18 protein-coding genes are annotated in these 15,551 nt (G+C 49.5%); 2 read left to right on the forward strand and 16 right to left on the reverse strand.

What is annotated here, in order from left to right:
- Positions 1-10 precede the first annotated feature (10 nt).
- The 7 genes from KNO66_RS08770 to KNO66_RS08800 form a co-directional block, all read right to left on the reverse strand.
- Entirely contained in the window at positions 11-715 is a 705-nt protein-coding gene (locus KNO66_RS08770) for a glycerophosphodiester phosphodiesterase (protein WP_214742062.1), read from the reverse strand.
- Positions 687-1,994 (reverse strand): ABC transporter substrate-binding protein, encoded by a 1,308-nt coding sequence (locus KNO66_RS08775; protein ID WP_214742063.1) that lies wholly within the window; start codon positions 1,992-1,994, stop codon positions 687-689. Before KNO66_RS08775 ends, KNO66_RS08770 begins: the two co-directional genes overlap by 29 nt.
- A 16-nt stretch (positions 1,995-2,010) precedes the next feature.
- Complete coding sequence (locus KNO66_RS08780; protein ID WP_214742064.1) at positions 2,011-2,820, reverse strand: carbohydrate ABC transporter permease; 810 nt, start codon at positions 2,818-2,820, stop codon at positions 2,011-2,013.
- Positions 2,817-3,722 carry a carbohydrate ABC transporter permease gene (locus tag KNO66_RS08785; RefSeq protein ID WP_214742065.1) on the reverse strand — a complete coding sequence of 302 codons (906 nt, stop codon included), beginning with the start codon at positions 3,720-3,722 and terminating at the stop codon, positions 2,817-2,819. The genes KNO66_RS08780 and KNO66_RS08785 overlap by 4 nt, the downstream gene beginning before the upstream one ends.
- Positions 3,719-4,810, reverse strand: a complete 1,092-nt coding sequence (locus KNO66_RS08790; RefSeq protein ID WP_214742066.1) for an ABC transporter ATP-binding protein — start codon at positions 4,808-4,810, stop codon at positions 3,719-3,721. Before KNO66_RS08790 ends, KNO66_RS08785 begins: the two co-directional genes overlap by 4 nt.
- The gene (locus KNO66_RS08795) at positions 4,807-5,394 is read right to left on the reverse strand and encodes a glycerol-3-phosphate responsive antiterminator (protein WP_483299186.1); all 588 of its coding nucleotides are present in this window, start codon (positions 5,392-5,394) and stop codon (positions 4,807-4,809) included. The genes KNO66_RS08790 and KNO66_RS08795 overlap by 4 nt, the downstream gene beginning before the upstream one ends.
- Positions 5,395-5,595: 201 nt before the next feature.
- Positions 5,596-7,077 carry a cryptochrome/photolyase family protein gene (locus KNO66_RS08800; RefSeq protein WP_214742068.1) on the reverse strand — a complete coding sequence of 494 codons (1,482 nt, stop codon included), beginning with the start codon at positions 7,075-7,077 and terminating at the stop codon, positions 5,596-5,598.
- Between the two features lie 64 nt (positions 7,078-7,141).
- On the opposite strand from KNO66_RS08800, the gene KNO66_RS08805 reads away from it, so the two are divergent.
- Positions 7,142-7,771 (forward strand): class I SAM-dependent methyltransferase, encoded by a 630-nt coding sequence (locus tag KNO66_RS08805; protein WP_214742069.1) that lies wholly within the window; start codon positions 7,142-7,144, stop codon positions 7,769-7,771.
- 1 nt (position 7,772) lies between these two features.
- Here KNO66_RS08805 and KNO66_RS08810 read toward each other — a convergent pair whose 3' ends face one another.
- The 6 genes from KNO66_RS08810 to KNO66_RS08835 all read right to left on the reverse strand — a co-directional run bounded on the left by KNO66_RS08810 (position 7,773) and on the right by KNO66_RS08835 (position 12,216).
- Complete coding sequence (locus KNO66_RS08810; protein WP_214742070.1) at positions 7,773-8,051, reverse strand: hypothetical protein; 279 nt, start codon at positions 8,049-8,051, stop codon at positions 7,773-7,775.
- A gap of 57 nt (positions 8,052-8,108) precedes the next feature.
- Positions 8,109-9,158, reverse strand: coding sequence for a C45 family autoproteolytic acyltransferase/hydrolase (locus KNO66_RS08815; RefSeq protein ID WP_214742071.1), 1,050 nt, complete (start codon positions 9,156-9,158; stop codon positions 8,109-8,111).
- A gap of 63 nt (positions 9,159-9,221) precedes the next feature.
- On the reverse strand, positions 9,222-10,958 hold the full coding sequence (locus KNO66_RS08820; RefSeq protein ID WP_214742072.1) for a methyl-accepting chemotaxis protein: 1,737 nt from the start codon (positions 10,956-10,958) through the stop codon (positions 9,222-9,224).
- A 94-nt stretch (positions 10,959-11,052) separates the two neighbouring features.
- Positions 11,053-11,508, reverse strand: coding sequence for a hypothetical protein (locus KNO66_RS08825; protein ID WP_214742073.1), 456 nt, complete (start codon positions 11,506-11,508; stop codon positions 11,053-11,055).
- An 11-nt stretch (positions 11,509-11,519) separates the two neighbouring features.
- On the reverse strand, positions 11,520-11,942 hold the full coding sequence (gene fabZ, locus KNO66_RS08830) for a 3-hydroxyacyl-ACP dehydratase FabZ (protein WP_031422282.1): 423 nt from the start codon (positions 11,940-11,942) through the stop codon (positions 11,520-11,522).
- A gap of 13 nt (positions 11,943-11,955) precedes the next feature.
- Entirely contained in the window at positions 11,956-12,216 is a 261-nt protein-coding gene (locus KNO66_RS08835) for a DNA-directed RNA polymerase subunit beta (protein ID WP_026825107.1), read from the reverse strand.
- 194 nt (positions 12,217-12,410) lie between these two features.
- Between KNO66_RS08835 and mscL the strand changes: the two genes are divergently transcribed.
- Positions 12,411-12,788: a large conductance mechanosensitive channel protein MscL gene (gene mscL, locus KNO66_RS08840; protein ID WP_214742074.1), complete on the forward strand. Its 378-nt coding sequence runs from the start codon at positions 12,411-12,413 to the stop codon at positions 12,786-12,788.
- Positions 12,789-12,807: 19 nt separating this feature from the next.
- On the opposite strand, the gene KNO66_RS08845 is transcribed toward mscL, so the two are convergent.
- Genes KNO66_RS08845 through KNO66_RS08855 form a run of 3 tightly spaced genes read right to left on the reverse strand, consistent with a single transcriptional unit; the run spans position 12,808 to position 15,537 of the window.
- A complete protein-coding gene (locus KNO66_RS08845; protein WP_214742075.1) occupies positions 12,808-13,911 on the reverse strand; it encodes a glycerate kinase family protein in 1,104 nt (367 codons plus the stop codon).
- A gap of 58 nt (positions 13,912-13,969) precedes the next feature.
- Positions 13,970-14,752 (reverse strand): flagellar hook-basal body protein, encoded by a 783-nt coding sequence (locus KNO66_RS08850; RefSeq protein ID WP_214742076.1) that lies wholly within the window; start codon positions 14,750-14,752, stop codon positions 13,970-13,972.
- Positions 14,753-14,763: 11 nt separating this feature from the next.
- Positions 14,764-15,537: a flagellar hook-basal body protein gene (locus KNO66_RS08855; RefSeq protein WP_214742077.1), complete on the reverse strand. Its 774-nt coding sequence runs from the start codon at positions 15,535-15,537 to the stop codon at positions 14,764-14,766.
- Between the last annotated feature and the right edge of the window lie 14 nt (positions 15,538-15,551).

The raw sequence follows: 15,551 nt of genomic DNA on the forward strand, positions 1-15,551 counted from the left end.
TTTGTTCTACTCATTTCGTAAACCGTTCAACCTCATCTGTCATGATGGCTGAAACCGGTATCGGAGGCAGGTCCTTCACATCGTTAATCGTATAGAGACGTGTCTCCAGTGTCGTACGAAGCATCTGTTCCCATGCACTTGATCCGATAAATTCAGCCTGTGCGTGAATCGCCTCGGCCCGAATCGTTTCAGCGAATGAGACGGTGTCCGCCTCACCCGTAAGTGTCAACACTGCAAGCCGAGCGTGCGGGGCCACATCCCGCATCCGGACGAGTGTCTCTCGGTTGAACGAGGAGAACACGACACGGTCACCGAGTTCAAACTCGTCAACAGCGAGCCAAGCGAGTCGTTCGATTCCCGGATACGCATATTGGTCCGTCTTCAATTCAATGTTCAGGGTGACGTCACTCCGTTCGATCAAGCCGAGCACTTCTTCTAACGTCGGAATGCGTTCATAGCCGTCAATCTTCAACTGACGAAGCTCTTGAAGCGTCATGTCTTTCACCCATCCGGTCCCGTCTGTCGTCCGGTCGACGGTCTCGTCATGAATGACGACGAGGCGACCGTCCTTCGATAGCTGAACATCCAGCTCAATCCCATCTACGTATGGGAGAGCCGCCTCGAACGCAGATAATGTATTTTCCGGGTAATTGGCGCTATAGCCGCGATGTGCGTAAATCAACATCTCACTGCCCCAAGGTGGAAGTCGTCTCATCGGCCGCACGTTTCAATGCCTCTTCGACCGACACGCCTTGATACAAGCTCTCCATCGCATTGACGACACTTTGACGTGATTGTGGGAACGTCGAGATGAGCGCTCCTTGTGTCGCTGGTGATGGTTTCGTCTCACTGAGCTGGTCGACCGTTACTTTCAATTGTGGATATTTCGCCCACATCTCTTCAACGACCGGTTCATTGTATGCGTCAGGGTTGATGGCGAAGTAGCCTGTGTCGACATGCCACTGAGCTTGTGCTTCTGTTGATGACACATACTTCATGAATTCCCATGCGCCTTCTTTCGTCTCTTCGGCGATACCATCACCCATCCAAAGTGATGCGCCACCGATGACGACGCCTTGACGGTCCGCTTCACTCGGCACTGGTAAGTATGATGCGCCGACTTCAAAGTCCGCGTTGTCTGCGACCGTACGGATCCCTGCTGAAGAATCGAGGTACATGGCAACTTTCCCAGATTGGAATGCCGCGCGCATATCGTCCCAGTTCTGACCGACGTTTAAGAACGTCTTCTCGTCATACATCTCTTTGATCAAGTTGAACGCATTCTGTCCCTCTTCCCCATCGAACACGGCTTTCGTCGGCTCACCGTTACGTCCATTCTCATTATCGACATACAGCCCACCTTGCGCAGCCACAAGTTGTTCAAAGAACCATCCATAGTTGAGCATCGTGAAGCCCGTCTGGCCGTCCGTCGTCAACTTTTTCGCCGCCTCTTTCAATTCGTCATACGTCCGTGGCGCCTTCTCCGGGTCGAGCCCTACCTTTTTGAACGCATCCTTATTATAGATGAGGACCGGTGTCGATGAGTTGAACGGCATCGAATATTGTTTCCCATCGACCTGATAGTAACTCAAGATATTCTCTTCCCATACGCTCGTATCAAAATCCTCTTTGTCGATAAACTCTTGAACTGGTGTGATTTTATTCGAATCGATCATGTATTTCGTCCCGACTTCGAACGTTTGCATGATGGCCGGAGCGTCTTCTGAACCAGCGACCGCATTGAATTTTGTCAGTGCTTCTTCATACGTTCCTTGGAAGACCGGTTTGACTTCATAGTCGTCTTGCGAAGCGTTGAACGCATCAACTTGACTGTTTAACGCCGTCTCCAAGTCCCCGCTCATCGCGTGCCAAAAGACAACCTCTGTCTTTCCATCTTCTGTCGTCGCCGCCACCGGTGCCGCTTCTTCACTGCCACATGCCCCGAGTAATAATACCGAACTTGCCAATCCTGCGAATAATCCTAACTTTTTCATGTGTCATATCCCCCTATTATTTGATAGCGCCTTGCGTCAAACCTTCTTGCAGGTGCTTTTGTCCTGCAAACAACAATACGAGTGTCGGAATGATAATCAAGATGACTGCCGCCATGACGACGCCCCAATCCGAGGCGACCTCGTTCGACTGCATCTGTTTGATGCCGATTTGAACCGTCCGCGCCTGTTCCGTATTCGTGACGAGAAGCGGCCATAAGTACATATTCCAAGTCGTTAAAAAGCTATACACCGACAATGTGACAAGCGGTGTCTTCGAGACCGGTAAGACGACGTTCCAAAAGAAACGGAAGCGACTAATCCCAGCAATTTGGGACGCCTCGTACATTTCATACGGAATCGTTTTAAACTGTTGCCGAAGTAAGAATGTCCCGAATGCGAGCGCGAAGAACGGCACCGACAGTCCCCAGACACTATTCAGCCAACCGAGCGACTGAATCGTTAAAAAGTTCGGTACCATCGTCGCTTCCCATGGCACCATCATCGTCGCCAGGAAGAGCATGAAGATGAGCCCTTTTCCTTTAAAGTCGATGAAGACGAACGCGAATGCCGCGAGACTCGACAAGACGACCTGTCCAATCATCACGAGGAGCGCCACAATCAGACTGTTGAGCAGGTACGTCATCATCGGGATGCGCTCGAACGCGGCCACATAGTTTTCAAATGAAGGCTCACGCGGGAGCAGATGTCCCTGAAGCACTTCCTTCCCGTCCATCAGACTAATTGAAAACGCATAGGCGATCGGAAACAGCATGACGACGGCGCTCAAGACGAGTAAGACATATACGCCAACATTCCGTAGTCTCATTGGTAATGCACCTTCCTTTCGACCAATTTAAATTGGAGCCATGTCAACAAAAGGACGGCGATAAATAAGAGCACGGCCTGTGCACTGGCGCTGCCGACGTTATAGTTGATGAACGCATCTTTGTAAATGGCATAGACGATGACATTCGTCGCATTCGTCGGTCCACCTTTCGTCAATAAATCAATCTGCCCGAACGTCTGGAAGGCATTGATGAGCGAGATGATCCCGACGAAGAAGAGTGTCGGTGACAACATCGGGATGGTGATGGCGCGGAGCTGTGTCCAATAGCTCGTCCCAGCAATGTCCGCACTCTCATACAACGTTCGGTCAATGTTTTGCAGACCACCGAGTAGAATCAAGAACGTGAAGCCGATGTTCATCCAAACGGTCGCAAGTGACACGGAAAGGAGCGCATACTGTGGATCGAGGAGCCACTGCACGCCGCTCGCACCAATTGCCTCGAGGAATCGGTTGAAGATACCGATTGACGGATTGTACATGAACATCCAAATGACAGATGATGCCGCGACGCTCATCCCCATCGTCGCCGAGAACGCCGTCCGAAAGATGCCAATACCCTTCAGTTTCTCATTGGCAAGGAGTGCGAGACCGAGCGCGATGAGAATTGTGAGCGGGACCGTCAAGAGGACGAAGCCGACCGTCGCTTGGATGCTTTGCCAAAACGCGGCACTTGTGAACAGATGGCTATAGTGACCGACTCCTACAAATTCGAGTGGTGTCCCTTGCGTGTCCGTCCGAAAGAAACTTAAGTACATCGTCCGAAGAAGCGGATAGACGAGAAAGACACCGAATAAGATGATGGACGGGGACAAATACAACAGCCCGCTCACCGCATCCGTCAATCTCGCTCGAACTTTTTGTCTCGGTAAAGCGACCGTCATTGGAACACCTCCAACGCCTCAAACAGCTTCGGCTGTCGTGGCTCGATGCGATGCCCGTTCGTATCAAATAGCGACATCTGTTTCGGATCCACATAACACGCCACTTTTTCGCCGACCGTAAGCGGCCATTGTCCCGGCCATTTCGCCAACCATTCATTTCCTCCGACATCGAAGGCGAGAATCGTTTCGGTCCCGAGCACCTCGATGTTTTTCAACTCTGCATAAAATGTCACATCTTCGTCCGCCGGTTTAATTTGTTCTGGACGGACACCAAGTGTCGCCTGTGGTACTTCCGTCAAGGCATTTGGGTGGAATATGCGACCGTCCGATGCCATCCAGCCTTTTTCTTGTCGTGTGACCTCGACTAGGTTCATTGGAGGCGACCCGATGAAAGAAGCGACGAACGTGTTCGCCGGTTTGTTATATAAGTCGAGCGGCTTTCCGACTTGTTGGACTTCGCCTTCATTGAGAAGCATGATCCGGTCCGCCATCGTCATCGCCTCGACTTGGTCGTGAGTGACATAAATCATCGTCAGTCCGAGTTTTCGTTGTAACTGGCGAATCTCTGAGCGCATCTTTGCCCGTAATTTCGCGTCCAAGTTCGAAAGTGGCTCATCCATCAGACAAATCGGTGCCTCGGTCACGATGGCCCGTGCCAAAGCGACACGTTGTCTTTGACCACCCGATAACTCACGTGGCTTCCGTTTTAAATAATCGGTAAGTCCAAGTGTCTCGGCCGCCTGGAGGCAACGCTCTCGCTGTTCAAGCTTCGTCAGTCCTTTCGTATGTAGACCGAACGTGATATTTTTTTCAACCGTCATATGTGGGTAGAGGGCATAGTTTTGGAATACCATCGACAAGTGACGCTCACTCGGCTTCATCCCGTTGGCCGCTACCCCATCGATACGAAGCGTGCCGCTTGTGATGGATTCGAGCCCGGCAATCATCCGAAGCATCGTACTCTTCCCGCAACCGGATGGTCCGACGAGTGCGAAAAATTCACCTGCTTCAATTGTCACGTCAATCCCTCGAATGACTTCCGTCTCCCCGAATGATTTTGTCAGTTGTTGTAACTGTATTGATTTCATGCTAATTCCTCCTTCTGACTTTGTACGTTCCAAAGTCGTTCATCCCCGGTCGATACGGCGAATGCCCCATGATCGAGGGCGCGATGCACATCAATCGGTTGACGAATCATGCCACCCGTCACAATCGGAAAGGAGACTTCCTGGGAAATCTTCTCGACCACGCTCGGAATCAGACCCGGCATGAGTTCAATCGCATCCGGTTGTTGCGCCTCGGCGAGCTTGAGCCCACTCGTGACAGCATCGGAGTCGACGAGAAAGAGTCGTTGTACCGTCAAGAGCCCCGCTCGCTTCGCATGCTGGAGCACGGATGCTTTCGTCGTGACAATCCCATCGGCGCCGACACGTTTGGCGAGGTAATCGATCCCGTCCCGGTCGAGGCTGATCCCATTGATTCGCTCGGCGTGGAGGAAGACCGTTCGATTCTCTCGCTTCAAGTGCGCCACATAGCGGTCGAGTGTACTGAGCGTTCCCATCATGAGAAACGTCGTCGTCACATCCGTCCGTAAAAACGCCTCGATTTGTTTTGGACTTTTGATGGAGGCAATCATCCGTTCTTGTCCGATTCGTGCAATCGCTTCATTCACTTGAATCATCCTTTCTTGAAAAAAAGGACCAACAGAAACGACACGTCATCGACGTACGGGCTTCTGTTGGTCTCTCAAAGGTTCTACCGGTAACTATTCACTTGGAGTGAGGGGGTCTCACAGCTCCTATCGTAACGAACGATTGTAAAGACACGATAAAGGAATCGCAAAGTTTCATGAAGAGAACGTAAAAAAACCGATTCACGGGGAATCGGTCAACGTCTGTTCGGCTTTCGCTAAGATGTCGGCTTTCACGTCATCATCCCGTCCCCGCCAATTGCGGACCATCATCTTCATCCGCTGGTTTTTCGAGAATCGTTCTTCGTGACGATCGATGAACCGCCAATAGAGGGCGTTGAACGGACAGGCGTCGTCTTCTGTCGTATGTTTTGGGTTGTATGGGCAACCCCGACAGTAGTCACTCATCCGGTCGATATATTTCCCGGAAGCGACATACGGTTTTGTGGCGAGCTTTCCACCGTCCGCATGAAGGGCCATCCCAAGAACGTTCGGTAAGACGACCCAGTCATAGGCATCGATATACATCTCGTTGAACCAGTCGCTCGTCTGCTTCGGATTAATCTCGAAAAGGGTCGCATAGTTTCCGAGTACCATCAGTCGCTGGATATGATGATTGTGAGCATGCGCGACGACCGGTTTCAAACTTTGATGCAGACAGTTCAACTCCGTCTTCGCATCCCAGAAGAAGGACGGTAAGTCGCGTTCATGTTTGAACGTGTTCACGTCTTCATAACCGGGCATGACAGCGAGATAGACGGCGCGCATATATTCCCGCCAACCAAGGATTTGCCGGACGAATCCTTCAATCGACGATAGAGGGGCGTCGGCCTGACATGCCGCATCAACGACTTCTCGCGGTGTCAATAGACCGATATTGATGGCAGCCGACAACAGGCTGTGCGACATCTCCGGCTCATCCGTCATCATCGCATCTTGATACGGACCGAACGACTCAAGTCGTTCTTCCACGAACCGTTTCAGGGCACGTCTTGCCTCGGAATGGGTGACCGGCCAGTGAAATGGGGTTGATTCCCCCGGATGATCCGAGAATGTCGACTCGACCTTTTCGATGACGTCTTTCGTGATGGGATCCGGACGAAAATGGATGGCGGACGGAAACGATAGACCTTCTTTCGGCGGCTTTCGGTTATCCGCATCGAATGACCATTTCCCACCTTGAGGCTTCCCATCTTCGAGCAAGACATCGAATCGCTTCCGCATGTGACGATAAAAACGATCCATTCGCCACGGCTCACTGCCGAGTGTCTCGGTCGCTTCTTCTTTTGATAAGTAGAAGAGCGGGACATCCGTATGTTCGACCAGTTTATACTTCTTCCCGAATTGTTTCAGTTTTTTCGCCATCGGTTCATCCGTGACGGCGGTGACATGAATTTCGTCCGGATTGTACTGTTTCACATGGTTGTCCCATGCCTCTTGGAACGAATCCGCCTCATGGTAATCCACAGTATATCCTTTTTTGCGCAGTTCTTCCGCAAAGTGGCGCATCGCAGAGAAGATGAGGACGAGCTTTTGTTTATGGTACGGACGCCATGTTGCGCGTGATGTCGCCTCAATCATAACGATGACGTCATCTTCCTTCATATCCTTCAGCATCGCAAGCTCGTGCGAGAGTTGATTGCCGAGTATCCAAAATGAACGCATGTTGTTGACTCCTTTATCTCATCAATATGCTACAATCGAGCTACTTTCAAAGTGAGGTGATAGTATGTTCCCACAAGTGTTCAAAAACTGGGTGGACAGTCAATATGAAAATCCACGCGGTCCCGTCGGAAAATATATCGGGGAAAAGATGGTGCGCCAACATCGCATCGAAGTTGAGTGGACAATCGAACAGTTACAGATACATCCAAATGCCACCGTTCTCGAGCTCGGATGTGGGGCCGGTGATGCGATGGCTACGATTCGCCATAAACGTGATGATGTGTCCGTGATTGGGCTCGATCGCTCAAAGACAATCATTCATTCAGCACGAAAACGAAATGAAGCATCTATTCAAACAGGACGTGCTTATTTCATTCAAGGAGATCTGCATCAACTTGAAGTGGTAGACGCATCCGTCAATCACGTGTTTAGCATTCACACGCTATATTTTTGGGAAGAGATCACGACCGTCCTGTCTGAAATCGAACGTGTCTTGAAACCGAATGGCACATTTGTTATCACGTACTGTGATGGAAAAGGTGATGTCGAGTGGACCACCATTTCCGATATGGTTCAGGATCGATTTATTCCTGAAGCGATAAACCTCGGATTTGAGGATGTGTCGGTACAACGCGGACCGAACTCCCGTGATTATCATACGGTCGCCGTGAAAGGAAGAAAGTCGGAGAAGTGACTCATCCCCGACTTCTCCGTGTCAACGTCAATCCGCCAAATCCACTGATGACGGCAATGTAAAATCCTAAATCATAGAACCAGCCGGTATTGTTCACTTCATACACGCGGTACGTTTCATTGAACAATCCTAAAATGAGTGACACCGGCGCAATCCATCCGTGCCAGATGCCCCAGAAAAAGCCTGCCGGATCCGTCGTGTACGTCCCGTCTCCGGGTACACAGCCGCCGAGTAATGTGACGAGCGTCAACATCATGAATATGATTCCAATTCGTTTCATCGTTCATCCCTCCTGTAATGTGTATTCCCGATTATCGAAAAAAAGCACTGACAAACGTCAGCGCCACAATTGAACCGTGTTCGCAAACTCGATATCTGTTGCCAGTTCTCCATCAAGTGCATGGAGGTCGAAGTCTTCCCCATCGAGCCATTTTTGGAAGTCGAATATGACCGGATCGCGGTCTCCGCCTAGCGCGAACCACGTCTCGAGCGTTTCCGGGAAATAGGCTGCTGTATGAATCGTCCCCGCCCAGCTCTTGTACAATTCTGAAAAGACGCCTTTGTCGGTGTCGTTCATGAGACGAAACGCGCTCTCCGCATCTTGAATCAAGTGTTGCACGACCTTGATTTCCATCATGCGACGCGTGGAATCATCAAGATGATAGCGATTCTCGTGCTGCAGTAGTTCGAAATGATTTGTACATATATTTGATTCTCGTACTTGTATATCTCGTGGTGTCGCCTCAATCACGCGTGTTTTCGACGACTTGTCATGAACGACATACGTGAATGATCCACGATGCGGAATCTCTTTTAATAAGTCGACTGCTTCTTCCACGGTCGCGCACGTTTCAAGAATAATGCGACCAATCATCTGGCAGACGAACCCGTCCCCCGGTCGACGACGATTGATAAAGTTATAGCCCATGGCGAGCCCTTTTTCATTCATCCCGTCCATACGTCCGGTGACGCGAGAGACCGGTCCGATGACCGCATACCCATCCTCAGGTTGAAACACGTTGTAGCGACCGTCATATGTCATCGGATGATAGTCGTAATTCCGGACAAGGAAATTGTCCCCTGTCAAAATCGAACATCCACTGATTGGATTGTTGACGCGAAAATGTCCGAAATGAAGTAACGTATCATTGAGAGACAACTTCAGCTCATCTTGTAATCCAATCAACTCTTCCCAAATCTTCGGGGCGAATTCATCAAAGGCAGCTTTCGCCTCTACCGCATCAATCTCAAATCGGGGGACGCGCAGTTTCCATTGGTCCGTCCGATTCTCGAGCAATTGGCTTCGTTTAATATATTTCCCTTGAAATCGTCCGAAGTCATAATGACTCCCCCGAAATTGTGTCAGTTCACTAGAGAATTGTTGCATGAAAAAACCTCCCTTGCGCCCATTATAGCGGACGCACGAGAGGTCTGTCTGAAGTGAGACTGTTTATAACTTGAACTGTTGACTCATTCGCTGCATGTCTTCTGCCGTGCTCGATAAATCTTTAACGAGACGGTTCATCGTTTCGCTCGTCGCCGACATCTGTTCTGTCGAAGCGGCCACTTCCTCGTTTCCGGCCGTACTCTCTTCTGAGATTGAGGCGATTTCAGACAATCCATGTTGAATGTGGTCCTGGTTCGTCTTCACTCGATCGAGTTGACCGCGCATCGAACCCGTCAACTGTTGCATATGACGAACGCTCTGTTCAATTTCCGTGAAGGCTCGCTTCGTCGATTCGAGTGTTGCTTTGCCTTCCTCTGCAGCCGCCATACTTTCTGTGAAGGTTTGACCGAGTGCAATCGAATTCTGTTTGACGCTTCCGACGATTTCTGAAATTTCACTGACGGACTCGGCAACACTGTCCGAAAGTTTGCGAATCTCCGAGGCGACGACCGCAAATCCTTTTCCATGCTCGCCGGCACGGGCAGCTTCGATTGCTGCGTTCAAAGCAAGCAAGTTTGTCTGTTGTGAGATTTGACGAATCATTGTGACCAGTTCCGTCACTTCGTCCGCTTGCTGTTCAAAATCGCGCACTTGTCCTTGTGATGTTTTCACTTGCGCATGGATATGTGTCATCTTGTGTACGGCATTCTCCATGTAATGGAGACCGTCCATCGTCACCCGACTGACGACTTCTGCCTGCTCGCTCACTTGTTCCCCGTCTGACGTCGTCTGTTCGACGAGACTCGAGAATTCGTTCATATGTTCGTACAAGCGCATCGTCAAGACGCTTTGGTTTTCCACGCCACTTGCGATTTCTTCCATCGTATAGGCGATTTGACGAGATGCATCATTCACCTCTTCTGAAATACCCGAGACGTTCCCACTCTCATCCCGTACCGTTTGTGCCGACGTTTGAATTCCGGAAATCAAATCTTTTAACATATGGGTCATCTTGTCCATCGAGACCGTTAGGCGTTTAATTTCGTCATTTGATTTCAATCGAATGCTTTCAACCTCTGTTGTCGCAGTCGCCAAGTCTCCTGCAGCAATCGATGTCGCCACTCGCTCCAGTGATCGGAGTGGATTCAACTTCCAACCGAGGTAGCGCCAAATGATAACTGCGGATACGGCAAGTAAAATGAGAAGTCCGATCAGGATTGGAATCAAGTTATCTTTTAAAACCTGTCCTGTAATGGCTTCGACTTCAGTCGCGGCCTTGTCAACGCCGAGCACCCCAATAATTTCACCGCCACGTTTAATCGGAACAAGAACGGTTACGTATTTTCCAAATTCGGGATCATCAATGATATCTGTCGTGACCGTTCCCCCTTGAAATGCAGCGGTCGCACCTTCATATGTCATCGCTGTAGTGGGGGAACCAATCTCGGCGGCTTCCGCTTCATCTAATCCGTCTACGATAATTTGAACTTCCTTACCTTCCGTTGCGAGCGTATACACGTACATGGCACCAACTTGTTGACGATATGTATCCAATTCTTTTCGCAACTGCTCGTATTGTTCATTCTTTGTCGGATTTTTTATAAATGCTGAATATGTATCCACATCAAATCGTTCAGCAATCCGCTCTCCATCCTCAATCATTGTTGCATGTAGTGTACTTAGTACAGCAGAATTCGTACTAAAATATTGAACCACTCCGAACGCGACGATGAGCAGCGTAACGAAGACTAACATCGCTGCTAAAATTCGTGTCTGCAACGATTGTGATTTCTGTTTCATTCTGATCCCTCCATTTTTTCCTTACTCTATTTATCGGATAGAACGGACTTATCTCCACAAAAAAACAGACGATTTTCGACAAAATCGTCTGTTTCTACTTCGTATTTGTCGAATCGATGACTTCAAGTGGAATCGTGACCTCTGCTTCGCCTTCCTCTACGAGATGGAAGAGTGGCAGAGTTTCGGAGATGAACAAATCGGGATCGACATCTGTTTGATATTCATACGTACGAATATCTTCTTCCCGCTCTGCAATCAGTTCCCCGAACGGAATCGCGACTCGTTCACCTTCGACCTCATAACTCATGACCGTTGTCGGATCGAGACGGCGATTTTCAAGCATACGAATCGTGAAGAGCATCGTCGTGTTGTTCGTCCGTTCAAGTGAGACTGCCATCGCGTCGGACTGCCCAGCCCGTTTCTCAATCATTGTCTCTCCCACGTTTTGCTCATATACAACATTCTCATCGTTCGACTCTTTCGTTTGAAATTGTTGACAGCCCACAATCGTCATTAAGCCGACTAGTAATACAATGACTAAAGCACGCATCCCATTTCTCCTTACTTCAAGGCGAAAGTGAGTTCTGCTTCACAAGCAACTTCTCCATCGACCGTAGCCACGGCACGTCCTTTACCGATTGGACCACGTATTTTCATGATTTCTACCTCGAGGCGAAGCTGATCACCTGGGACGACTTGGCGTTTGAAACGACAGTTGTCAATCCCTGCGAAAAAGGCAAGTTTGCCTCGATTCGATTCGTCTTTCAACATCGCAAAAGCACCGACCTGAGCGAGTGCCTCAACAATCAAGACGCCTGGCATGACGTTATAGTCTGGGAAATGCCCGTTAAAGAACTCTTCGTTCGCCGTGACATTTTTTAATCCGACAGCACGTTTCTTTTCTTCGACTTCAATAATTCGATCAATCAATAGAAACGGGTATCTGTGTGGGATTACTTCTTTAATTTGCTCAATTGTATACATCCATCCACCGCCTTTAAGAGGTTAGCCAAAAATCGGTGATATGGCGCCAGGTTTCGATATCAAACACGTCTTTCCAGTCCCCTCCGCCAATGACGCTATACCCAATGATCGCTCCAAGGGCGAGCATTGCGATTGCCAACACTAAAACAACGAGGACCCGGAGTAAAATCGGGAATCGGCGATGATTTGATAATCGCGATCGTTTTTTCTGCTCCGTCTCTTGTTCTGGTGAACCTTTTTGTTCTTCCGAACTTGTTTGTTCATCGTTCGCCACGTCCAACCATCCTTTCAGCTAAAATGATTATATCATATTAGTACCTGGTATTAAAATGCGTAAATTGCTACCTTTTTAGTGTACCCTATGCACAAATGTCGAACAAGCATCCTTCCCTGACAGAAGCTGAACGATTTTTTCCTTTCATCATAAATATGCTACGCTTATGCTATTCAATGTCAGGAGGTTTGTATATGTTAAAAGAATTTAAAAAATTCGCGATGCGCGGGAATGTCATCGATCTCGCTATCGCTGTCGTACTCGGTGCGGCGTTCACAGCCATCGTGAACTCGCTCGTCAATGATATTTTTATGCCGCTTCTCGGAATCATTATCGGAGGAATTGATTTTTCGAACTTAAAAGCGAGCGTGCTTGGAGTGGACGTCTTATACGGGAACTTCATCCAACAGATTGTATCGTTCATCTTGATTGCTTTTGCCCTCTTCCTAATCGTCAAGGTCATCAATCGTCTACAACGTGAGAAGGAAGTGGAAGAAGCTGCTATTCCGACTCCAACGAAAGAAGAGCAACTGTTGACGGAGATTCGTGATTTATTAAAAAATCGTTCTTGATGAACACGAAAGCGCCCGACTATTGTCGAGGCGCCTTTTCAATGACATGACGTACGCGTTGGACCGCACTCGTCAGTAACGGAGCAGCTTCCCAAATTGCTTCTTCTAACGTCATAATGCGTGATACGATCGGGAATATTGCGATGATTCCGGATTCTAGATGAGAGGTGAAGTCAGACTGTCCGGTGAAAACAAGTGTCGGAACTCCATGCGTATGCGCAAGCCGTGCCAAGCCATAAGGAGCCTTTCCTTCAAGACTCTGCACATCAAATTTTCCTTCACCGGTGATGAGCCAATCTGCACTCTTGATTTGTTCTTCAAATTTAGACCACCTGACCACTTCTTCGATGCCACTCACATAGGTTGCGCCAAGCTGCAATAGCGCAAAGCCGATACCGCCAGCTGCCCCGGCCCCACGTACTGCTCGCATATCCCGTTCAAAACAATTCGCATAGTCATGAAGGATGCGGTCATAAGGCACTGTATCGTTCGTTGCCAATCCTTTCTGCCCTCCGAATACGAACGCCGCCCCGTTCTCTCCAGTTAACGGATTTCGTACATCGGATGCGATTCGCCACTCGACCTCACGTACCCTCGGATCGAGTCCCGACCAATCAATGGATCTTACGTCTTGAAGTTGATGCGGGATGGAAGGGGTGATACTCCCGAATGCATCAAGAAAACGAACCCCTAGCACTTCAAGCATCCCTTTTCCACCATCAATCGTTCCGCTTCCCCCGAGTCCGATTGTGACGACCTTCGCTCCGCGGTTTAACGCCTGTATCATCTGATGACCCACTCCGACTGAACTGTAGCGCCACGGGTCGACATGGGAGATGAGCGTTAGTCCTGTCGTTTCTGCCACTTCGATGACCGCATGCCGCGTTGACGGATTGAAACCGAAACGTGCAACGCGTTTTGTTCCGTCCAAGCACATGACGTTTTCTTCTATGACGGTCCCATCCGCATGCATCACAAGCCAGGCGTCCAAAAAACCTTCTCCCCCATCAGAAATCGGAATGCACGTTACGTCATGACCTATAAGTGCTCGACTGACCGCTTGATTGGCTTCCCCACTCGAAAGTGAGCCTTTGAATGAATCCATCGCGACCACAATCCGCATCGCCCGTTCCCCTCCTTACTATAAAAAAGCCGCTTCTCGACTTGAGAAGCGGTATGCGTTATGGTCGTAATGCCGTGACGAGGCCCATCATTTGATCACTCATCGAAAGAGCACGTGAGTTCATTTGATACGCTCGTTGCGTAATCGTCATATCCGTCATTTCTTTTGTCAAATCGACGTTAGACGATTCTAGTGTCCCTTCAATCAACAGATTTCCGAGCGGACGATCCACTTCGGTCTCCAAATCCGCTGCAAACACGTTATCTCCGAGTGGACGTAATTCCGACGTGTTTCGGACTTCCACGATGTCGAGACGTCCGAACTCTTGTTCCACGCCGTTCACACTCGCCACGACGACACCGTCTTGACGAATCCGATGATTCGTTGCGTCATTCGGCATCGTGATCGGATTGCCGTTATCCCCAAGAAGCGGATTACCGTTCACATCGACGAGCGTCGTCTCGTCACCGACCGATAATTGCATGTTTCCGCTTCGTGTCACCCCAACGCCATTCGGTGTGTCCACGACGAAAAATTGACGGCTCGCCTTCAAAAAGACGTCCAATCCGCGATCGGTCGTACGCACTTGTCCGATGTTGAACTGTTGGGTGATATCGGCGACGTGTCCACCGACTCCGATTCGAATTCCGTTCGGTGTGTCTCGTCCGACTTCAAATTCAGGGCGTGGTTGATTGTTATACGCTTGTGATAGCAGAGAAGCAAAGTTCCCTTGTTGGCGCTTGAAGCCGACCGTATCAACGTTCGCGATGTTATGACCGGTCACATCCAATTGACGTTGAAGTTGCGACAGCGAGTTGACCGAGTTATAAATGGACTGCATGGTGTTCCTCCTTAACGAATACGAGCGATTTCGATTGCTCGCTCGGCACTTTTATCATACGCTTGGACGACTTTTTGATTCGCTTCAAACTGACGATACGTCATCATCAAATCTGCCATCGTCTGATCGAGGTTGACGTTCGCTTCTTCAATAAATCCTTGTAGTACTTCGACCTGGGCCGGTGCCGGCGCATCCCCCGTCACACGCCAGTCATTCCCGACTTGTTCAAGCGTCGTCAAGTCATCGATTTGATAAGCGCCGAGTGTCGCCACATTTTGTCCGAGAGAAGTGATGGTCCCATCTTTTCCTACTTGAAACTCACTCGATGGAAGTTGAATTCGTTCTCCTTCATCAGAAAGGATATAGCCGCCGTCCGCAGAACGAAGGAAGAGCGCCTCATCGATTGAGAAGCGTCCGTTTGTCGTATATAACGTTTCGTCGCCTTGTTCGACTGCAAACATCGGGGCTCCCGCAAAATCAGTGGGCGCCTTTAAGTAAATATCGGTCGGGCTACCAGATTCAGTGATACTTCCAGCTGAGAAACGAGGCATTGTTTCTTGAAGATAAACACCCATCGATAAAGTTCCTACTTCTCCCTTCACGCGCGATTTCGCGTTATCCGGATTGCTGACTTGTGCGAGCAGCATCTCTGGGAACGAACGAACCACGCCGTCAGACGCTTTGAAGCCTGGTGTTCTCACATTACCAAGGTTATTGCTCAAAATCTCTTGTTGGCGCTGCAGGGCATTCATCGCTCCAGCTGCTGTATATAATCCGCGTAGCATAATCGTCTTCCTTT

This window comes from Exiguobacterium sp. s48 (genome assembly GCF_018617395.1).
In the GTDB taxonomy this organism is placed as follows: domain Bacteria; phylum Bacillota; class Bacilli; order Exiguobacteriales; family Exiguobacteriaceae; genus Exiguobacterium.